Origin of the sequence: Pseudomonas fluorescens (assembly GCF_002837185.1) — a bacterium.
Lineage (GTDB): Bacteria > Pseudomonadota > Gammaproteobacteria > Pseudomonadales > Pseudomonadaceae > Aquipseudomonas > Aquipseudomonas fluorescens_AM.
Genome location: NZ_KZ478009.1, coordinates 24794 through 44939, shown reverse-complemented (window position 1 = coordinate 44939; position 20146 = coordinate 24794). Strand labels below are relative to the sequence as shown.

At 62.5% G+C, this 20146-nt stretch carries 14 protein-coding genes; 7 read left to right on the top strand and 7 right to left on the bottom strand.

The window, feature by feature from the left end; translation table 11 throughout:
- Positions 1-8: 8 nt before the first annotated feature.
- Complete coding sequence (gene uvrA, locus CIB54_RS20200; protein WP_101220774.1) at positions 9-2843, bottom strand: excinuclease ABC subunit UvrA; 2835 nt, start codon at positions 2841-2843, stop codon at positions 9-11.
- 178 nt (positions 2844-3021) lie between these two features.
- Between uvrA and CIB54_RS20195 the strand changes: the two genes are divergently transcribed.
- From CIB54_RS20195 to tam, 3 genes are all read left to right on the top strand, one after another.
- Positions 3022-4416, top strand: a complete 1395-nt coding sequence (locus tag CIB54_RS20195; RefSeq protein WP_101220773.1) for an MFS transporter — start codon at positions 3022-3024, stop codon at positions 4414-4416.
- A gap of 9 nt (positions 4417-4425) precedes the next feature.
- The gene (locus CIB54_RS20190) at positions 4426-4941 is read left to right on the top strand and encodes a single-stranded DNA-binding protein (protein ID WP_003232445.1); all 516 of its coding nucleotides are present in this window, start codon (positions 4426-4428) and stop codon (positions 4939-4941) included.
- A 97-nt stretch (positions 4942-5038) separates the two neighbouring features.
- Positions 5039-5800 (top strand): trans-aconitate 2-methyltransferase, encoded by a 762-nt coding sequence (gene tam, locus CIB54_RS20185; protein WP_101220772.1) that lies wholly within the window; start codon positions 5039-5041, stop codon positions 5798-5800.
- A 16-nt stretch (positions 5801-5816) separates the two neighbouring features.
- On the opposite strand, the gene CIB54_RS20180 is transcribed toward tam, so the two are convergent.
- The gene (locus CIB54_RS20180) at positions 5817-6377 is read right to left on the bottom strand and encodes a cysteine hydrolase family protein (RefSeq protein ID WP_101220771.1); all 561 of its coding nucleotides are present in this window, start codon (positions 6375-6377) and stop codon (positions 5817-5819) included.
- Between the two features lie 96 nt (positions 6378-6473).
- On the opposite strand from CIB54_RS20180, the gene CIB54_RS20175 reads away from it, so the two are divergent.
- The 3 genes from CIB54_RS20175 to CIB54_RS20165 all read left to right on the top strand — a co-directional run bounded on the left by CIB54_RS20175 (position 6474) and on the right by CIB54_RS20165 (position 9458).
- On the top strand, positions 6474-7433 hold the full coding sequence (locus tag CIB54_RS20175) for a GlxA family transcriptional regulator (protein ID WP_101220770.1): 960 nt from the start codon (positions 6474-6476) through the stop codon (positions 7431-7433).
- Between the two features lie 170 nt (positions 7434-7603).
- The gene (locus tag CIB54_RS20170; protein WP_101220769.1) at positions 7604-8713 is read left to right on the top strand and encodes a DUF3182 family protein; all 1110 of its coding nucleotides are present in this window, start codon (positions 7604-7606) and stop codon (positions 8711-8713) included.
- Positions 8703-9458 carry an alpha/beta hydrolase family protein gene (locus tag CIB54_RS20165; RefSeq protein WP_101220768.1) on the top strand — a complete coding sequence of 252 codons (756 nt, stop codon included), beginning with the start codon at positions 8703-8705 and terminating at the stop codon, positions 9456-9458. The genes CIB54_RS20170 and CIB54_RS20165 overlap by 11 nt, the downstream gene beginning before the upstream one ends.
- Positions 9459-9462: 4 nt before the next feature.
- Here the strand turns inward: CIB54_RS20165 and CIB54_RS20160 are convergent, their stop codons facing one another.
- The 4 genes from CIB54_RS20160 to CIB54_RS20145 are packed head-to-tail and all read right to left on the bottom strand — an operon-like array spanning position 9463 to position 13367.
- Positions 9463-10419 (bottom strand): lysylphosphatidylglycerol synthase domain-containing protein, encoded by a 957-nt coding sequence (locus CIB54_RS20160; protein ID WP_101220767.1) that lies wholly within the window; start codon positions 10417-10419, stop codon positions 9463-9465.
- Positions 10409-11671, bottom strand: coding sequence for a cardiolipin synthase ClsB (gene clsB, locus CIB54_RS20155; protein ID WP_101220766.1), 1263 nt, complete (start codon positions 11669-11671; stop codon positions 10409-10411). Before clsB ends, CIB54_RS20160 begins: the two co-directional genes overlap by 11 nt.
- Positions 11668-12444 (bottom strand): endonuclease/exonuclease/phosphatase family protein, encoded by a 777-nt coding sequence (locus CIB54_RS20150; RefSeq protein WP_065949082.1) that lies wholly within the window; start codon positions 12442-12444, stop codon positions 11668-11670. Before CIB54_RS20150 ends, clsB begins: the two co-directional genes overlap by 4 nt.
- The gene (locus CIB54_RS20145) at positions 12441-13367 is read right to left on the bottom strand and encodes a DUF72 domain-containing protein (protein ID WP_101220765.1); all 927 of its coding nucleotides are present in this window, start codon (positions 13365-13367) and stop codon (positions 12441-12443) included. Before CIB54_RS20145 ends, CIB54_RS20150 begins: the two co-directional genes overlap by 4 nt.
- Positions 13368-13578: 211 nt before the next feature.
- On the opposite strand from CIB54_RS20145, the gene CIB54_RS20140 reads away from it, so the two are divergent.
- Positions 13579-15660, top strand: a complete 2082-nt coding sequence (locus tag CIB54_RS20140; protein ID WP_101220764.1) for a mechanosensitive ion channel family protein — start codon at positions 13579-13581, stop codon at positions 15658-15660.
- A 107-nt stretch (positions 15661-15767) separates the two neighbouring features.
- Here the strand turns inward: CIB54_RS20140 and CIB54_RS20135 are convergent, their stop codons facing one another.
- Entirely contained in the window at positions 15768-20015 is a 4248-nt protein-coding gene (locus CIB54_RS20135) for a DEAD/DEAH box helicase (RefSeq protein ID WP_101220763.1), read from the bottom strand.
- Positions 20016-20146: the final 131 nt, after the last annotated feature.

Here is a 20146-nt window from a genome sequence, read left to right as displayed (position 1 = left end):
CCGATAAATCAGGCCCGGTCGCGCTCCAGCAGCGGCTTCAGGTAGTAGCCAGTATGGGATTGCGACATCTCGGCGACTTGCTCCGGCGTACCGACCGCAATGATCTGCCCGCCCTTGGAGCCGCCTTCCGGTCCCAGGTCGACCAACCAGTCGGCGGTCTTGATCACATCCAGGTTGTGTTCAATCACCACCACTGTATTACCGTGGTCGCGCAAGCGATGCAGTACGTCCAGCAGTTGCTGAATATCGGCAAAGTGCAGGCCAGTGGTTGGCTCATCAAGGATATACAGGGTTTTGCCCGTATCCCGTTTGGACAACTCACGCGACAGTTTAACCCGCTGCGCTTCACCACCCGACAGCGTGGTCGCCGACTGCCCCAGCTTGATATAAGACAAGCCTACATCCATCAACGTCTGCAGCTTGCGCGCCAACGCCGGAACCGCATCGAAGAACACCCGAGCTTCCTCGATGGTCATCTCCAGGGTTTCGTGGATGTTCTTGCCCTTGTATTTGATTTCCAGGGTTTCGCGGTTATAGCGCTTGCTCTTGCACACGTCGCACGGCACATAGATATCCGGCAGGAAGTGCATCTCGACCTTGATCAAGCCGTCGCCCTGGCAGGCTTCACAGCGGCCGCCCTTGACGTTGAACGAGAACCGGCCCGGCCCGTAACCGCGTGAGCGGGACTCCGGAACACCGGCGAACAACTCGCGAATCGGCGTGAACAGCCCGGTGTAAGTCGCAGGGTTGGACCGCGGCGTACGGCCAATCGGGCTCTGGTCGATGTCGACCACCTTGTCCAGATGCTCCAGGCCCTTGATGCTGTCGTGGCCCGCTGCTTCCAGGGTGGTGGCGCCGTTCAGGGCGGTAGCACTGAGGGGGAACAACGTGTTGTTGATCAGCGTCGACTTGCCCGAGCCGGACACCCCGGTCACACAGGTCAGCAGGCCCAGGGGTATTTCCAGATCCACATTGCGCAAGTTGTTGCCACGAGCGCCCTTGAGGTGCAACGCCATCTTCTTGTTGCGCGGCGTGCGCTTGGCCGGCACCTGGATTTTTACCCGGCCAGACAGGTATTTACCGGTCAGGGAGTCCGGGTGAGCCATCACCTCGGCAGGCGTGCCTTCGGCAACAATATGCCCGCCATGTACGCCAGCTCCCGGGCCGATATCGACGACGTAATCCGCGAGGCGAATGGCGTCCTCGTCGTGCTCGACCACAATCACCGTGTTGCCGATATCCCGCAGGTGTTTCAGCGTACCCAGCAGGCGATCGTTGTCGCGTTGATGCAAGCCGATTGATGGCTCATCGAGGATGTACAACACGCCCACCAGTCCCGCGCCGATCTGGCTGGCCAGGCGAATCCGCTGGGCCTCGCCGCCCGACAGGGTATCGGCGCTGCGGTCCAGGGACAGATAGTCCAGGCCAACGTTGACCAGGAACTGCAAACGCTCGCGGATTTCCTTGAGGATCTTGTCGGCAATCTCCCCACGACGGCCGGTCAGCTTGAGCACACCAAAGTACTCACAGGCATCGCCGATTGGCAGGTTGGTCACCGCCGGCAATGTCTTCTCGCCAACCCACACATGCCGCGCTTCACGGCGCAGGCGAGTGCCACGGCAATCAGGGCAAGGTTGGGTGCTGAGGAATTTCGCCAGTTCTTCACGCACACTGGCCGATTCCGTCTCGCGGTAACGGCGCTCAAGGTTCGGCACGATGCCTTCGAACGGGTGGGAACGCTTGACGATGTCACCACGGTCGTTCAGATACTTGAAGTCGACGTTCTGCGAGCCGCTGCCGTTGAGGATGACCTTCTGCTGGTCCGCCGGCAGTTGGTTGAACGGCACTTCGAGGCTGAACTTGTAGTGCGACGCCAACGACCCCAGCATCTGGAAGTAGTAGACGTTGCGCCTGTCCCAGCCACGAATCGCCCCCTCCGCCAGCGTCAGGTCGCCATTGACCAGGCGCTTGATGTCGAAGAACTGCTTGACGCCCAGGCCGTCACAGGTCGGGCAGGCGCCGGCCGGGTTGTTGAAGGAAAACAGCTTGGGTTCCAGCTCGCTGATGGCATGGCCGCAGATCGGGCAGGCAAAGCGTGCGGAGAAGATGATCTCTTCGCCCGGCTCATCGTCCATCGGCGCGACCAGGGCAATACCGTCGGCCAGCTTCAACGCGGTCTCGAAGGATTCCGCCAGACGTTGCTGCAGATCGGCACGCACCTTGAAACGGTCAACCACCACGTCGATGGAATGCTTCTTCTGCTTGTCGAGCTTCGGCGCTTCATCCAGCTCATAAAGCTTGCCGTTGATGCGAGCGCGCACGAAACCTTGCGCCCGCAACTCTTCAAAGACCGACAGATGTTCACCCTTGCGCTCGCGGATGACGGGCGCCAGCAGCATCAGCTTGGCGCCTTCCGGCTGGGTCAGCACCAGGTCAACCATCTGGCTGACTGTCTGGGCTTCCAACGGAATATCGTGGTCCGGGCAGCGCGGAATACCCACGCGTGCATACAGCAGACGCAGGTAATCGTAGATTTCGGTAATGGTGCCCACGGTGGAGCGTGGGTTATGGGACGTCGATTTCTGCTCGATGGAAATGGCCGGCGACAAACCTTCGATGGTGTCGACGTCGGGCTTTTCCATCATGGACAGGAACTGCCGGGCATAGGCCGACAGCGATTCCACATAGCGCCGCTGGCCTTCGGCATACAGCGTGTCGAACGCCAGGGACGATTTGCCCGAACCGGACAGGCCGGTGATGACGATCAGTTTGTCCCGGGGCAGGGTCAGGTCGATGTTCTTCAGGTTGTGGGTTCTAGCCCCACGAATCAGGATCTTGTCCAAGATGGCCTCGCACGGCGGGCGTAAATAATGCCGGAGTATACGGCTAAAGACTGGATGAATATACACTGTCAAAAGGCCGCTTGCAGCCTTACATGAAAGCTGCGCGGCAAAGCGCCGCATATACCCTCTCAATCGATGGGACTGGTAGAATCGCCGCCGGTTCACACGAGGTTTTTCCATGCACGATCCCCACAGCGAACGCATGAGTAGCGGCGAGACCCGAGCGGCAAGCGGTCTGGCCCTGGTGTTCGCCTTCCGTATGCTGGGCATGTTTATGGTGTTGCCGGTGCTGGCGACCTATGGAATGGATCTCGCAGGCGCGACCCCCGCATTGATCGGCCTGGCGATTGGCGCCTATGGCCTGACCCAGGCGATCTTCCAGATACCCTTCGGCATCATTTCCGACCGTATTGGCCGTCGCCCGGTGATTTACCTGGGGTTGATCGTGTTCGCCCTCGGCAGTGTGCTCGCGGCGCAGTCCGATTCGATCTGGGGCGTGATCGCCGGACGGATCCTGCAAGGCGCCGGGGCGATTTCCGCTGCGGTGATGGCCTTGCTGTCGGACCTTACCCGCGAACAACATCGCACCAAGGCCATGGCCATGATCGGCATGACCATTGGTTTGTCGTTTGCCGTGGCGATGGTGGTCGGCCCGCTGCTGACTCGCGCTTTCGGCCTGCACGGGTTGTTCCTGGCCACCGGCGGCATGGCGTTGTTCGGGATCGTGATCGTGGCCTTCATGGTGCCGCGCTCGACCGGCACGCTGCAGCACCGTGAGTCCGGCGTCGCGCGCAAGGCGCTGTTGCCGACGCTCAAGCATCCGGACCTGCTGCGCCTGGATTTAGGTATCTTCGTGTTGCACGCAATGCTGATGTGCAGCTTCGTCGCCTTGCCCCTGGCGCTGGTGCAGAAAGCCGGTTTGCCCAAGGAGCAGCACTGGTGGGTCTACCTTACCGCACTGTTGATTTCGTTCTTCGCCATGATTCCGTTCATCATCTACGGCGAGAAGAAACGCAAAATGAAACGAGTTCTGCTCGGCGCCGTCGCGACATTGATGCTCACTGAACTATTCTTCTGGCAGTTCGGCGACAGCTTGCGGGCGCTGGTGGTCGGCACGGTGGTGTTCTTCACCGCGTTCAACCTGCTGGAGGCGTCATTGCCGTCGCTGATCAGCAAAGTTTCACCGGCTGGCGGCAAGGGCACGGCAATGGGCGTTTATTCCACCAGCCAGTTCCTCGGTTCGGCGCTGGGCGGAATCATGGGCGGCTGGATGTTCCAGCATGGCGGTTTGTCGGTTGTGTTCCTCGGATGCGCCGGGCTGGCTGCACTTTGGCTGGTCTTTGCTGTTACCATGCGCGAACCTCCGTATGTGACGAGCCTACGCCTGCCGTTATCGCCTGAAGCGATGCGCGAAGCTGGCTTGGCCGAGCGCCTGAAGGCCGTCGTTGGAGTAACGGACGCAGTAGTGGTCGCAGAAGAAGCTGCGATTTACATCAAATTGGACACCGAATTATTGGATCGCGCGACGCTCGAGCACCTGGTCAACCCAGTGCCGACAGCGCGCCCAGCCTAGGAGAACGTTATGGCCCGTGGGGTTAACAAAGTCATATTGGTCGGTACATGCGGCCAGGATCCCGAAGTTCGCTACCTGCCTAACGGTAACGCCGTGACCAACCTGAGTCTGGCGACCAGCGAACAGTGGACCGACAAGCAGACTGGCCAGAAGGTCGAGAAAACCGAATGGCACCGCGTGTCGATGTTCGGCAAAGTGGCCGAGATCGCCGGTGAGTACCTGCGCAAAGGTTCGCAGGTCTACATCGAAGGCAAACTGCAAACCCGCGAGTGGGAAAAAGACGGCATCAAGCGTTACACCACTGAAATCGTGGTCGACATGCAAGGCACCATGCAATTGCTGGGCGGCCGTCCACAGGGCGACCAACAGGGCCAGGGCGGCATGTCCAACTCGGCACCACGTCCACAGCAATCGCGTCCGCAGCCAAGCCAGCAGCCTCAGCGTGAGTCGCGTCCCGCGCCACAACAGGCCGCCCCGCAGCCGGCTCCGGATTTCGACAGCTTTGATGACGATATTCCGTTCTAGGGTTTAAAACCCCAGAACCCAAAAAAAACCCCGATAGCCCTGGCTTCGGGGTTTTTTTATGGGCGATGCTTAACCACCAAGAGAAGGAGAAACCCCGATGACCTGGTCCGCCAAGCAGTACACGATGTTCGAGCAGCAGCGCACCCGCCCCGTCCGCGATCTGGTGGCCGCGATTCCCAATACCGATGTGGGCACGGCCGTCGATTTAGGGTGTGGCCCCGGCAATTCCACCCAAGTGTTGGCCGAACGCTTTCCACACGCTCACATTACCGGCATGGACAGCTCCGATGACATGCTGCGTGACGCCCGCAAGCGCCTGCCGGCCTTGAGCTTCGAACTGGCGGATATCGGCGCCTGGCGTCCGGCGCAGCGGTTTGACGTGATTCTCGCCAATGCTTCCCTGCAATGGTTGCCTGACCACGCCACGCTCTATCCGCACTTGGTCAACCAACTGACACCCAGTGGCACGCTGGCGGTACAGACGCCGGACAACCTCGACGAGCCTGCCCACCGGCTCGCCCGTGAAGTTGCGGCCGAGGGCCCATGGGCCGCGAAGATCGGCGCGGTCAGGCATAACGAGCGGCATTCGGCGAGCTATTACTTCGAACTGCTGAACCGGCATTGCAGCACCGTTGATGTCTGGCGTACCACCTACCACCATCCGTTGGCGGACCACGCGGCAGTGGTGGAGTGGTTCAAGGCTTCAGCGCTGCGGCCCTTCCTGGCACCCCTGAACGATGACGAAAAAGCCGCTTTTCTGCAGGAGTACCAGGCACGGATTGCCCAGGCCTATCCAGCCCTGGTCGATGGCACGGTGCTGCTGCCATTCCCGCGTCTGTTCATCATAGCCACTCGCTGACCGCGCCGAGCGGCGGTCAAGCCGCCGCTTGGGCCTGCAAATATTCTTCTGTCGACACCACCCCCGCATACCCGAAGGCCAGCGAAGCCATGTACGCGCCATGCACCTGCGCGGCGGGAATCACCTGCCCATTGAACTCCTGGTCGCGGGTAGCGCATGCGTCATGAATCACCGTGACCTTGTAGCCCAGGTCTGCCGCCGCCCGCACCACGGCGTCGATGCACATATGGCTCATGCTGCCGACCACGACCACGTCGGTAATGCTGCGCTGTTCAAGCAATTCGCGCAGATTGGTCTGGCGAAATGCATTCACAAAGTGCTTGAGCACCACCGGCTCATTGCCCTGGTTCAGCACCTTGGCATGCAAACGCGCACCTTCGGATCCCGCTGTGAAGAACGGCGCGTCATCGCCTGCGAACTCATGACGCACATGAATCACGGCATCCCCGGCCTGACGAAAGGCCTGCAGCACCTGCGCAGCTTTATCCGCGGCGGCTTCAACACCGTCAAGCGGCCACTTGCCCTGGGGGAAGTAGTCGTTCTGGATATCGATTAGGATGAGTGCTTGCTTGGCCATGTGGGTTGCCTCCTGATGGGTAGATGGGCCCAGTATCTTAGCTGGCGCCGACGCCGGACATTGGCTGCACCGACAATAACGGGGGGAAAACTGACAATGGCCGTGGTTGAACTGGGCATAGTGATCTACCAGGGCGCGCAGTTGGCCGCCGTGCATGGCTTGACCGATTTGTTTGGCGTCGCCAATCGCATTGCCGCCGAGCACCAATCGCCGCAGTTGCCGACGTTGCGCGTCAGCCATTGGCAGGTGGATACCCAGGGCAAGCCTGTGCGGGGGTTCGACACTCAGCCTGGCCCCGACCACCCTTTGGCTGCCGTGCTAGTGCCTCCCTCGGTGGGCGAATTCAGCGAAGAACACACGCCCCCGGCGTTGCTCGAATGGCTGCGCCAGCAGCACGCGGCGGGCACTGTGCTCGCGGGCGTGTGCATCGGGTCGATCATGCTCGCGCGCAGCGGCCTGCTGGATGGGCGTAGCGCCACCGCCCACTGGTCGTCCGCCGACAGCTTCGCCATTCGCTTTCCGGCCGTGCGCCTGGAAGCGGATAAACCCATCGTCGATGACGGCGACCTGATCACCACCGCCGGGCTGATGGCCTGGTCCGAGTTGGGGCTGCGCCTGGTCGAGCGTTTGCTGGGGCCGAGCATCGCCGCTGATACCGCGCGTTTTCTGGTGATTGAACACAGTGACAGCGCCAGCCAATGCGGCAGCAACTTCGCACCGATCCTCGGGCATGGTGACGCTGCCATTCTCAAGGTTCAGCATTGGCTGCAAGCCAGCGGCGCGGTGGAGGTGTCCATCGCGGCCATGGCACAAGAGGCGGGCCTTGAAGAACGTACCTTGCTGCGCCGCTTTCGCAGCGCCACCGGTTTGAAACCTACCGAGTACTGTCAGCACCTGCGCGTGGGCAAGGCGCGACAAATGCTGGAGTTCACCAACGGCACCATCGACCACATCGCCTGGACGGTGGGCTACCAGGACCCCAGCGCCTTTCGCGCCACCTTCAAGAAAATCACCGGCCTGACCCCCAGTGACTACCGCAACCGCTTCGGTGTGTGAATCGTGCAGAACGCCGCGTGCCCGGCGCAGCGTCGTGCAGAATGGCGCAGGCTAAGTGCTATCGCGTTTGCGGCAACTGACTGAATATCAAGCGCTGCTCCTCAACACGACCTTGGCCTGATCCCTGCTACGCTTGCCCTACACACATGGCCGGATGTCCAGGGGGACGCATGACCCCGATTTCACGTAAAAAGTGGGTGGTCGCTCACTCAACACGAGAGGGCGCACCGCAACATGAAGTCCAGACCAATCGCGCCCTGGCGCGCTGGCTGGCGCAGATACTGGGGCTCAAATTCGGCGGCAGCTACGATCCGCTCAAGCACGCCGGCCGCGATCTGTACCTGCTGCCCACACAAACGCTGGTGGGGGCCGCTCAGGCACAAGCGCTCGACATCAAAGGCCCGCAAGACCTGTGGGGGGGGTATGTCGAGCACGCGTTCATTTGTACCAAAGCCATCACTCATGGCCTGTCAAGCCCGCAAGCCAAGGCGCCGCAAGGCTGGTCGCCGCTGTTTTGTGAGCGGGTGCGCGATGTCGTCCTCGATGGCTTGAGCGTCTTTGCGCTGGAAGATGCACGGCCCGCCGCTACCCGCTTGCTCTACAGCGGGCCGATTCGCTTGAAGCCCGTGCACGCCTGCGCGGGGCGCGGGCAACAGGTTATCCGCAGCCTCGACGAATTCGATGCCCTGCTGGCGCGTCCCGAAGCCGCCGCAATGTTCAACGATGGGGTGGTGCTGGAACAAGACCTGCAGGACGTAGTCACTCACAGTGTGGGCCAGAGCTTTATTGGTGATCACCTGTTCAGCTACTGCGGCGAGCAATACCTGACCCGGGACGGGCTGGGCGAAGAGGTCTATGGCGGTTCCAAGCTGCTGGCGGTGCCCGGCAACTATGATGACCTGCTCAGGCTGGATCTGCCTGACGATGTACGTGAAGCCGTCAGGCAAGCGCAGGTCTTCGACAGGGCTGCCGATGAAGCCTACCCCGGCTTTTACGCCTCGCGGCGCAACTACGACATCGCTCAGGGCCTGGACAGCGAAGGTCAACGCCGTAGTGGCGTGCTGGAGCAATCCTGGCGCATGGGCGGGGCCAGCAGCGCGGAGGTCGCAGCGCTGCAGAGTTTCATCAACCATCCCGGCCTGCGCGCGATTCAGGTGTCTTCGGTGGAAACCTACGTGGATCAGACACTGCCGGCGGGTGCCATCGAGGTGTACCGAGGTCCCGCTGAAAACAGCGACTTTCTCCTCAAATATGTGACGGTAGATTCTTATGACGGCTAGAAGCGAGAGCATTGCGATCGATATAGACGACGAACAGATGAGCGGGACCTTCCTGAGCCCTAAATCCAAAGTGCCGGGCGTGTTGTTCGTGCACGGCTGGGGCGGTAGCCAGGAACGCGACCTGGAACGGGCCAAGGGCATTGCTGGGCTCGGTTGCGTGTGTTTGACCTTCGACCTTCGCGGCCATGCCGGCACCGGTATCCCGCTGTCCCGCGTGACCCGTGAAGACAACCTGCGCGACCTGTTGGCCGCCTACGACCGGCTGCTGGCCCACCCGGCGATCGACACCTCGGCGGTAGCGGTGGTGGGCACCAGCTATGGCGGCTACTTGGCGGCGATCCTCACCTCATTGCGCCCGGTGCGCTGGCTGGCGTTGCGGGTGCCTGCGCTGTACCGGGACCAGGAGTGGCTCAAGCCCAAGCGTGAGCTGGATAAAGCCGACCTGATGGATTACCGCAGCACGCTGGTTCATGCTCAAACCAATCGTGCCTTGCATGCCTGCGCGAAATTCACCGGAGATGTACTGATCGTCGAATCGGAAACCGACGACCACGTGCCCCACGCCACCATCATGAGTTACCGCGCGGCGTGCCAGCAGACCCATTCGCTGACCCACCGCATCATCGACGGCGCCGACCACTCATTGAGCGATCCGGTGTCGCAGCAGGCGTACACCTCGATCCTGGTGGATTGGATCACTGAGATGGTAGTGGGTGAACGGCTGAGCATCATTCAATCGCGCTAACCCGCTAAGCGGGTGTTTTCTTCACCCGCAACGCCTTGGCCTTCGCCTCCACCCCCAAATACATCACCAGCGCGATCAACAACGGGCAGATAAAATAGATCGCCCGATAGGCAATCAATCCCGCCAGCAAACTGCCGCGTGACGCCTCATGCTGCAGCAGCCCGATAAACACCGCTTCCAGCACGCCGAGCCCGGCAGGAATATGCGTGAGCACTCCGGCAATCGCGCTGATCAGCAGCACCCCCAGCACCAGCGGATAATCCAGTTTCGCCGGCAACAGCGTGAAAATCACGGCCGCCATCAGCGACCAGTTCAACGCGCCCAGCAGCAACTGCAAACACGCCATGCGCAGCGACGGCAGGTTGATTTCCATGCCGCGAATCGTCCACGCGCGCTTTTTCGAAAATTGGCACGCCACCAGGTAGCCCAGGCTCGCCAGCACCAACAGCGCACCGATGCCTTGCAATGCCGTGGTGCTGACTTTCCAGCCCGGCGGCATGGTGACCAGGCCGCTGCTGAACACCGCTCCGGCCAACGCCATATAGCCGAACCAGTTGGTTGCCAGGCTCAGCCCCAGGATCTTGGCGATATTGCCGGTGCTCACCCCCAGTCGCGAATACAGCCGATAACGCATGGCGATGCCGCCCACCCACGCGCTCAGGTTGAGGTTGAACGCGTAGCTGATGATGCCCACCGGCAGGATCTGCTTCCAGCGCAAGGGCTGGCGAATGTAGGTGCGACCGATCAGGTCGAAGCAGGCATACACAATAAAGCTGCACACCGTCAGCGCGCCGGCGATCAGCAGGGTGCGCACCTTGAATTCGCTCAACGTCTGTACCACTTCGCTCCAGTCGATGCGTCGGGCAAGCAAAGTGAACAGCACGATCAGCAGCAGGAAGAACGCAAGGGTCAGGGGCTTCTTCCAGCGCTGGAACCGGGAGCCGCTTTTTTCAGACGTCATGGGCCGGACTCTCAATAGGTTTCAAACGCGGCTTGTGTGCCGGCAGCCAGCCGGTCAGGGCGGGGAAGTGACGCATCACATGAAATACCAGGAAGCCCACGGTCAGGCGCCACAACCACAGGCGCGGTTTGCGTTTTGCCGGCATGGTCTGGCAATGGTCCCTGGCGAGCGCTTCCAGGCTTTCGTACAACTGCTGATTGAACGCCCGGTCGCGGATCAACACATTGGCTTCAAGGTTCAATGCCAGGCTCAACGGGTCCAGGTTGCTTGAACCGACGGTGCTCCAGTCCTCGTCCACCAAGGCCACCTTGCCGTGCAGCGGGCGCTGGCAATACTCGTGAATGACCACGCCGTCCTTGAGCAGATAGTCATAGAGCATGCGCGCCGCCAGCTTGGCGAGCAGCACATCCGGCTGGCCCTGCATGATCAATTGCACGTGCACGCCACGGCGCGCGGCGTTGCGGATTTCCCGCAGCAGGCGGTAACCGGGGAAGAAATACGCGTTGGCAATCACGGCGCGCGTACGGGCTTTGCTCAACGCGTGGATATAGGCTTCTTCGATGTCATCGCGATGCTGCACGTTGTCGCGATAGATCAGGCGTACCAGGCCGTCTTCGTCAGACGTTGCCCATGGCGTCGGACGTTGCTGGCGCCGCCGCCATCCACGCCGCGTGCGCACCTGGCGACCACTTTGCGCCAGGGCGAAGTGGTGCAGGTCGGCCACCGCCGGGCCAACGATTTGCACCGCATAATCCTGCTTGGCTTCAGGGCCGAAGTCACCCAGATGGTCGGCGGAAAAGTTGATACCGCCGATGAACGCCACGCTGGCATCCACCACCACGATTTTGCGGTGCAGGCGACGGAACCAGTTGGTGCGGATACCCAGCGTCTTCGAGGCCGGATCGAACATCTGCACCACCACCCCGGCCTCGGCCAGCTCGCGCAAAAATGCGCGGCTCAGTTCGCCGCAACCAAAGCCATCCAGGCTGGCCACCACCTTCACCCCGCGCTGCGCGGCTTCGATCAGGATGCCTTTGAGCTCAACGCCGACCTTGTCCTCGAAGAGGATAAACGTCTCCAGCAGAATCTCGCGCTGCGCCGCGTGCATGGCCTCGAACACCTTGGGAAAGTAGGCCTCGCCATTTTCCAGCAACTCGATGCGGTTGCCGCTCTGCCAGCCGTAATCGAGGTCACGCGCCTTGGCATCATCCGGCGGCTGGTCGGTGGCGATATGTTCTACAGCAACGTTCATAGCTCAATCTCCACCGACAGCGGCACATGGTCAGACAAATGGGACCAGGGGCGTGTGGTCAGCACCCGGGGGTTATGCACCTTCAGATTGCGCACGTAGATGCGGTCCAGCGCCAACAACGGCAGGCGCGCGGGAAACGTGCGTGCAGGTTTGCCCTGGGTCTGCACGAAGACTTCCTCAAGGCCGCTTTGGCTCAGGTCGGCACGCTGGCGCCAGTCGTTGAAATCGCCGGCGACCACCACCGGCGCGTCGGCCGGAATCTCGCTGATGCGCTGCTCCAGCAAGCGCAGTTGCTGCTGGCGATGCACTTCACGCAGGCCCAGGTGGATGCAGATCGCATGCACTTGCTGCCCGCTGCCCGGCAGGCGCAGAACGCAATGCAGCAGGCCGCGGTTTTCATGGCCGCTCTGGGAGATGTCGAGGTTGTCGTGACGGATGATCTGGAATTTCGACAGCAGCGCATTGCCGTGGTCGCCATGGGGATAGACCGCGTTGCGCCCGTAGGCGAACTGCGGCCAGATACTGTCGGCGAGGAACTCGTACTGCGGCATCTTCGGCCAGTCGCTGTAGCGCTGCGGATGCTGTTCGTGGGTGCCATGGATTTCCTGCAGGAACACCATGTCGGCGCCAACGCTGCGCACCGCTTCACGCAACTCGGGCAGGATGAAACGCCGATTCAAGGCGGTGAAACCCTTGTGGATATTCACCGTCAGCACGGTAAAGCGAGTAATGGGGGCAGTGGGTGTGATGGGGATCAACTCCGGCTGTGTCATGGCAGCACTCCAGGTTCCGGCAATTGCCCCGGCGCTGTCGCCAAGTGCTTGTCCAGACCGAAACGCTGTAACAATTGACGGGCATCGAAAGGCGCACGCACCTTGATGTCGTTATCGAAAAAGCAGAATACGTCGCGCTGTTTGCGCGCGCGTGGCTTGTGCTGCGGGGCGATCAAATGCGCATCCGCAGGCTGTTTGCCGTGACGCCAACGCTCGATGCGGTCGCCCCAGCGCTTGAGGGCTTCGTCGGTATAGCCACTGGCGTACAACTGCTTGTCGCCATGCAGGCGCAGGTACAGGAAGTTGGCGGTGACGTCTTCGACATACGGCCACTTGCCAGCAGTGTCCGCCACCACCAGGGCGACGCCGTACTTGTCCAGCAACTGCACAAACTCAGGCACCGCAAAGCTCTGGTGGCGAATTTCCACCGCATGGCGCAACGGCTGCTTGCCGTAGGCCTTCATGCTCGCTTTGCCGTTCAGGCGTGGCTCATGCTGATGGGCGAGGGCGGAGGCCTGCAAGGTGGTGGTGGGCAGTTCGGCCAGGAAGGCTTCGAACAGGGGCGGGTCGAACTTGAAGCTGGGCGGGAACTGCCAGAGGATCGGCCCAAGCTTGTCTTTGAGCTCCAGCACCCCGGACGCGAAGAAGTTCGCCATGGGCTTGTGCACATCGCGCAGGCGCAGGATATGGGTGATATAGCGCGGGGCCTTGACGCTGAACATGAACCCTTCGGGCGTGTCGGCATACCACTCGGCGTAGCGCTTGGGGGTTTGCAACGCGTAGAACGAACCGTTGATTTCGATCGCGTTGACGGCGCGTGACGCAAACTGCAATTCGCGTTTCTGGGTCAAGCCTTCGGGGTAGAAATCGCCCCGCCAGGGCGTATAGCGCCAGCCGGAAATGCCGATGTGAATCGCCGCCATGCTTACTCCCGTTGATCCAGGGTCGATTGCCCCGCGTTTTGGGATGACTACGATCTTTGGCCGAAAGTTTCCACATTTCTACAGGCGGTAGAGCGGGCGGTAGCGCAGGCGGTAGAGGCCAGGGTGTGGGAGAGGGGCCGGGCGAATCAGGGGAACGATCACGGCTCAAACCCGTCAGTTCCTTACAGACCCCCTGAAGGAGCCCGGTGTTTTGCTGAATCTAAAGACTGCATTACTGCTCGGCGCGCTGCTGTTGTGCGGCAACGGCGCACTGCAAGCCGCGGCCACCGCGCCTGAACCCGAAGCCCCGGCCAAGCCGGAGTTGCTGGTGGAGGGCGGCCTGCTCGGGGCCATCAGTTCCAGCATCGATGATGTGCAACAGAAGCTGGACCTCAATCAGAATTTCATCGACGAGTGGCGCCTGCGGGCCGACCGGGCCGCGAATGAAGTCGGGCGTTTGGTCGACCAGACGGCGGCGCGCTCGCCATGGAGCGTGGCCGGGGATTTCCTGTTGCTGTCCGCTGTGTGGATCGGTGCCTTTGCCGTGTTGACGCTGTTGGGCCGCCTGATCGTGCGGCGCCTGGGCCTGCGTGGTTTTTTCCAGCGCCGCGCGCGCCTGCTGGCGGTGCTCGGGTATGTGGTGCCCTATACCCTCCCGGCCATTATCTGCCTGCCGTTGACGCTGTATGTCAGCCACTTTTTAGCCACCTCCGTGGGCCGGGCGCTGGCGCTGTGTTTTGCCTACGCCACCAGTAGCGGCATTTTCTCCACCTCGATGCTGTTGTGCGTCATCGTCATGTTCAACGTCGGCCACAAGCGCCCGGCGGTGCGGATAATTTGCGGCTATTGTCCCAAGCCGCTGTTCCTGATTGGCTTCCTGGCCGCCCTCAGCGATGCGCTGACCAGTCCGCAGATCGCCCGTCAGCTCGGTGGCAATATCACCAGCAGTATCGCGGTGTTTACCGGCCTGTTTGCGACGGTGATCTTTGGCGTGCTGGTGGTGCGCCTGCGGCGTCCGGTTGCGCATCTGATCCGCAATCGGCCGCTGGCCCAGCGGCTCAAACAACCGGCGTTGCAGCAATCATTGCGAGTATTTTCCGGGCTCTGGTATTGGCCGATTCTGCTGATGGTGCTGGTATCGGCAATCAACCTGATCGGTGCGGGCGACGACAATCAAAAGGCCCTGCGCTGTGCCCTGTTCACCACCATCCTGCTGATCGGCACGGTGTTCCTCAGCACTGTGCTGCAACACCTGTTCAAGTCTCGCAGCCAGGTGGCGATCCAGCGTAGCAGCGCCTACAAGGAGCGCTTCCTCAGCCTGTTGCACGCGATATTGCGCATCGTCATGGCCATCGCCTTTATCGAAATTCTCGGGCGTATCTGGGGCGTGTCGTTGTTCGAGTTTGCCCAGCGCAACTCAATAGGCCGGGCAATCAGCGATTCCCTCAGCAGCATCGGCCTGATCCTGTTGATGACGTGGCTGTTCTGGGTGGTGCTCGATACAGCGATTCAGGAAGCGCTCAAACCGCCGGTCAACAAGCGCTCCAGCCGCCAGCCCAGTACCCGTGTGAAAACCATCCTGCCGCTGTTGCGCAACGCCGTGAAAATCATCCTGGTGGTGATCTGTGCGATCACCACCATGGCCAACCTGGGCATCAACGTCGCGCCGCTGCTGGCGGGGGCCGGTGTGGTCGGCCTAGCCATCGGTTTTGGCTCGCAGCAATTGGTGCAGGACGTGATCACCGGCCTGTTCATCATCATCGAAGACACCTTGTCGATCGGCGACTGGGTGGTGCTCGACTCCGGCCATGCCGGCACCGTCGAGGGCCTGACCATCCGCACCCTGCGCCTGCGCGATGGCAAGGGCTTCGTGCATTCGGTGCCGTTCGGGCAGATCAAGGCGGTCACCAACCAGTCGCGCCAGTTCGCTTACGCGTTCTTCTCGGTGCAGTTCACCTACGACACCGATGTGGACAAAGCCGTGGAACTGATCCGCGAGGCCGGCCAGTCGATTCGCGACGACGTGTTCCTCAAGTACAACCTGCAAGGGCCGCTGGAGGTGTTCGGCGTCGACAAGATGGACCTCAACGGCGTGGTGCTGACGGCGCAGTTCCGTACTGTGTCGGGTGGGCAGTATGCGGTGAGTCGTGCGTTTAACCAGCGCTTGAAGAAGCTTGTGGATAACTGCGATGAAGTGCATTTCGCGCAGACTTATCCACAGCAGGTTGTGTTGCCCAAGCGGGTGGGGCAGGAGCATGAGGTGGAGATGACCGAGCAGCCGCGTGCCGAGTGATTGTGGTGCCTGAACCGGCGCCATCGGCGGCAAGCCCCCTCCCACATTGGAACTGTGTTCACACATCCAGTGTGGGAGGGGGCTTGCCCCCGATGAGGCCCTCAAACTCACCGCCTGAGCAATTTCTCTTGAATCGCCTGCTGATCCACCTCCAGCAACACCTGCTGCTTACCGCCCACCATCACCCCCGCCGGCACGCCATCCCGGTACACGATCCGATTGCCACTCACCGCCGGCACTTTGCTTCCCGGTAGCAGCGTGCCGACAAGGTTCAGCGGGTCGGCCCCGCACACTGCGATCAAGCTGCCGTCATGGGGCCGGCGCCGCACCTCACGCAGCAACGGGATCGCCTCCGGCAGTGCAAACTGTTCCCCCGCCAAGCCACTGACAAACCGCCCGCCGCGAATCTCGCCCCGCGCTTCCAGGCGCTGGTAGGTGCGCAGCAATTCCCGCCAGCTCGGCAACCAGTCCGCCTCGCGCTCGAGCAGGCGCCAGAACACCACGCCATAGCGGCGCAGCAAGGTCATCGCGACATGCTCCAGCGTCTCGGCCGAATGCGCACCGGGCTCGCCTGGCGCGCGACGTATCAGTGCCCAGCGCCCGGCATCATCCATGCCGCCGATAAAGGCGCCGCGTCCACGCCGGCTGCTGCGCGCCTGGCGTTTGCTGGCGGGCGTGGTCAGGGCGCGCAGCCCGGCGAAGCTGTCGGCATTCACCAACCCCGCGCCGACCAACTCCTGCAAGGCGGTTTCCAGCTCGCTGCGCAGCAGATGGGCTTCATGCACCAGTTCATCGAAGAACAGCGCGCCCTGTTCGCGCAGGGCCAAATGGACTTTCTGCGCCTTGGGCGACAGCGTCGTGCTGTCGGTCTGTTCGGTCAGCCCGCTCCACAACGGCACCTGGCTGCGCGGTAACAGCACGATCGGCGTGCTGCGCAAGGCGATGGCGCCGGCTTTGTGGCTCAGGCGCGTCCACACCAGCTTGCCGCTGCGGCACAGGTCGTCGAGCCAGGTCGAGGCGTAATCCTTGATACGCGCACTGAGCAGGTCACTGTCCCAGGCCGACGTGGCGGCGGCGTAGCCTTCGAACTGGGCGACTATTTGCGGCAACACCGCGCTGCCCTGGCCGCGCGTGCTGTCGGAAAGGTGCTGCCAGTCGAACAGAAAACGCATGAAATCCTGCAGCGCCACCGGTTCGATTTCCCGGCGCAGGCGCTTGACCGTGTAGCGATGAATACGCGCCAGCAGGTGCCGTTCGCACCATTGCTCAGCGCTACAGCCTGGGCTGAAGTGCCCGCGCAGCACGTAGCCTTCCTGCTCCAGCCGCGTCAACCCCTGGGCCACGGTGGCGGGGGGCAACGCCAGGGGCGCGGCAATCTCGGGCAGCGTCAATGGGCCGAAACCGCCCAGGCGCGCGCGCAGCACTTCCGCCAAGGCCTCATCGAATGTCCAGGGCTCGTCGAAACCTGGCAGCAGCGGCAGGTTGTGCGGGTAGATTGCCTGCAGACAGCTCAAGCGTTCCACGGCTACCCACAGGCCGTTGGGCAATGGATAAGCGCGTCCGGCCTTGTTCAGCGTCTGCAACCATTCGGCCCATTGCGGCGTGACCTCCTGCTCTGCAATACAAGCCAGGCTCATCAGCGCTTCGTGCATTTCATCCGGCCCCTGGGGCGCGGGCCACGCCTCCTCGCGTACGCCGGCAATCGCTTCGGTATCCAGTGCGCCGAGGTCGTCGGTACTCTGCGGGTCGCTCCAGCGGCGGTTGAGCACCGCCTGGGTGCGGCGTTCTTCCAATGGCGCGTCATCGAGAAAAGTGTAGGGGCGCGCGCTGAGAATTTCGGCGGCCATCGGCGAGGGCGCGGGCAGGTCACGGCTGACCATGCGCACGTCGCCCGCTTCCATGCGCCGCAACAGGGCCAGCCAGCCCTCGCTGTCCATGGCTTCGTGCAGGCAGTCATCGAGGGTTTGTTCCACCAGCGGATGGTCGGGCACTTCGCGTTCGCCGGCGAGGTTTTCCAGGCAGGCAATCTGGTCGGGAAACACACTGGCGATCAGGTCTTCGCTTTTCATGCGCTGGATCTGCGGCGCTACCTTGCGCCCGCCGGTGTAGCGCGGCAATGCCAGCGCCACGCCGGCGTTCCAGCGCCAGCGCACGCCGAACAGCGGCGCATCCAGCACGGCCTGGATCAGCAGGTGTTCGGCGCTGTTGCTGTTGAGGTAACGCCACACGTCATCCAGCGCGAAGCTGTGGCTGGTGGACAGCGACAGCACAATCGCATTTTCGCTGGCCGCCGCTTGCAGCTCGAAGTTGAACGTGCGGCAAAAGCGCTTGCGCAGGGCCAGGCCCCAGGCGCGGTTGATGCGGCTGCCAAACGGCGTGTGGATGATCAACTGGGTGCCGCCGGACGCGTCGAAAAACCGCTCCATGATCAAGGTGTCCCGCGACGGCAAGGCACTGAGGGCCAGGCGCGTGCGGGCCAGGTAATCCAACAGTTGTTCGGCGCTGGCGCGGTTCAGGCCGAGGGTGTCGGTGAGCCACGTCTGCGCCGGTTGCAGGTCACCCGGGCTGGCGCCGAGCAGGTGGTCCAACTGCCCCTGCAAACGGGCCACCGCCGCCGACAACTCGTTGCTGCGCCCCGGCGCTTCGCCCATCCAGAACGGAATGGTCGGCGGCTGACCGTGGGCGTCCTCGACGCGCACCTTGCCGGCTTCCACCCGCAGGATGCGGTAGGACGTATTGCCGAGCTGGAAAATATCGCCGGCGATGCTCTCCACCGCAAAGTCTTCGTTGACGCTGCCGATGTTCAGGCTCTGGGGTTCGAGCAGCACGCTGTAGTCGGCGTTGTCGGGGATGGTGCCGCCGCTGGTCACGGCCGTGAGCCGGGCGCCACGGCGGCCGCGCAGGGTGTGCGTCACGGCGTCCCGGTGCAGGTAAGCGCTGCGCATACCCTGGCGGCCGTTGTAGCCGTCGGCGAGCATGTGCAGCAGCGCCTGGTAATGGCGCTCGTCCAGCACGGCATACGGCGCGGCGCGGCGGATAAGCGTCAGCAGGGGCGCTTGCGACCATTCGCGCGCACTGACCTCGGCGATGATCTGCTGGGCCAGCACGTCCAGCGGCGCCACGGGGATGTGCAAGGTGTCGAGCTCGCCACGGCGCACGCAGTCGAGGAGGGCTGCGCATTCGATCAAGTCGTCGCGGGTGGTGGCAAACAGGCGGCCCTTGGGCGTACCGCCGACCTGGTGCCCGGAGCGGCCGACCCGTTGCAGAAACCCGTTGATTGAACCGGGCGAGCCGATCTGGCAGACCAGGTCCACATCGCCGATATCAATCCCCAGCTCCAGTGACGCGGTCGCGATCAGCACTTGCAGCGCACCGGCCTTGAGGCGTTGCTCGGCGTCCAGGCGCATTTCCTTGGCCAGGCTGCCATGGTGGGCGGCCACCGCCGTCTCGCCCAGGCGCTCGCTCAGGTGGCGCGCCAAGCGTTCGGCCAGGCGCCGGGTGTTCACGAATATCAGCGTGGTGCGATGCTCGCGCGCCAACTCGGCGAGACGGTCGTACACCAGTTCCCACACGTCATTGGCCATCACCGCCGAGAGCGGCACCGGCGGCACTTCGATAGCAAGGTCGCGCGGGCGGGCGTGGCCGATGTCGACAATGGCGCACTCGCGGCCGGTACCGACCAAAAACCGCGACACCGCGTCGATGGGCTTTTGCGTGGCCGACAGGCCGATGCGCGTCAGCGGCTCGGCGCACAAGGCTTGCAGGCGCTCCAGGCTTAACGCCAGGTGGCTGCCGCGCTTGCCGGCGGCTATCGCGTGGATTTCATCGACGATCACCGTGCGCGTGCTGGCGAGCATCTGCCTGCCCGAGTCCGAGCCGAGCAGCACATACAGCGATTCCGGGGTGGTGACCAGGATATGCGGCGCGCGCTTGCGCATCTGTGCACGGTCTTTTTGCGGGGTGTCGCCGGTGCGCACCGCGGTGCGGATCACCAACGGCGGCAGGCCCGATTGTTCAAGATGCTCGGTGATGCCGGCCAGCGGGTTTTGCAGGTTGAGTTGAATATCGTTGGACAGCGCCTTGAGCGGCGAAATGTAGACCACCAGGGTTTCATCGGGCAGTTGGCCGCCGTTGGTCAGACCCTGGTGGACCAGGTCGTCCAGCACCGCGAGAAAGGCGGTCAGGGTCTTGCCCGAACCGGTCGGCGCGGCGATCAGCGTCGAACGGCGCTGACGGATCAGCGGCCACGCCTGGGCCTGCGCGTCGGTCACCGAGGGAAAGGTGCTGCGAAACCAGGTGCTGACGGCGGGGTGGAAGCCGTCCAGTGCCTTGTCTGTTGAGTCGGGAAGGTTCATGTAGTGATTGATGCCGGCCGCTCCAACAAGTTGCAAACACCTACTTTGTCCGTGACGGTTGCGCTACAAACCCGCAAAATGCAACGATTCTGGAATAAACCTACGGCAAGGCTCACGCGCCTGCCGACAAC

Excerpts from the sequence above, each read along its gene's own strand:
- CIB54_RS20195 (WP_101220773.1), top strand. The coding sequence starts at position 3,022 with ATGCACGATCCCCACAGCGAACGCATGAGTAGCGGCGAGACCCGAGCG.
- CIB54_RS20190 (WP_003232445.1), top strand. The coding sequence starts at position 4,426 with ATGGCCCGTGGGGTTAACAAAGTCATATTGGTCGGTACATGCGGCCAG.
- tam (WP_101220772.1), top strand. The coding sequence starts at position 5,039 with ATGACCTGGTCCGCCAAGCAGTACACGATGTTCGAGCAGCAGCGCACC.
- CIB54_RS20180 (WP_101220771.1), bottom strand. The coding sequence starts at position 6,377 with ATGGCCAAGCAAGCACTCATCCTAATCGATATCCAGAACGACTACTTC.
- CIB54_RS20175 (WP_101220770.1), top strand. The coding sequence starts at position 6,474 with ATGGCCGTGGTTGAACTGGGCATAGTGATCTACCAGGGCGCGCAGTTG.
- CIB54_RS20170 (WP_101220769.1), top strand. The coding sequence starts at position 7,604 with ATGACCCCGATTTCACGTAAAAAGTGGGTGGTCGCTCACTCAACACGA.
- CIB54_RS20165 (WP_101220768.1), top strand. The coding sequence starts at position 8,703 with ATGACGGCTAGAAGCGAGAGCATTGCGATCGATATAGACGACGAACAG.
- CIB54_RS20160 (WP_101220767.1), bottom strand. The coding sequence starts at position 10,419 with ATGACGTCTGAAAAAAGCGGCTCCCGGTTCCAGCGCTGGAAGAAGCCC.
- clsB (WP_101220766.1), bottom strand. The coding sequence starts at position 11,671 with ATGAACGTTGCTGTAGAACATATCGCCACCGACCAGCCGCCGGATGAT.
- CIB54_RS20150 (WP_065949082.1), bottom strand. The coding sequence starts at position 12,444 with ATGACACAGCCGGAGTTGATCCCCATCACACCCACTGCCCCCATTACT.
- CIB54_RS20145 (WP_101220765.1), bottom strand. The coding sequence starts at position 13,367 with ATGGCGGCGATTCACATCGGCATTTCCGGCTGGCGCTATACGCCCTGG.
- CIB54_RS20135 (WP_101220763.1), bottom strand. The coding sequence starts at position 20,015 with ATGAACCTTCCCGACTCAACAGACAAGGCACTGGACGGCTTCCACCCC.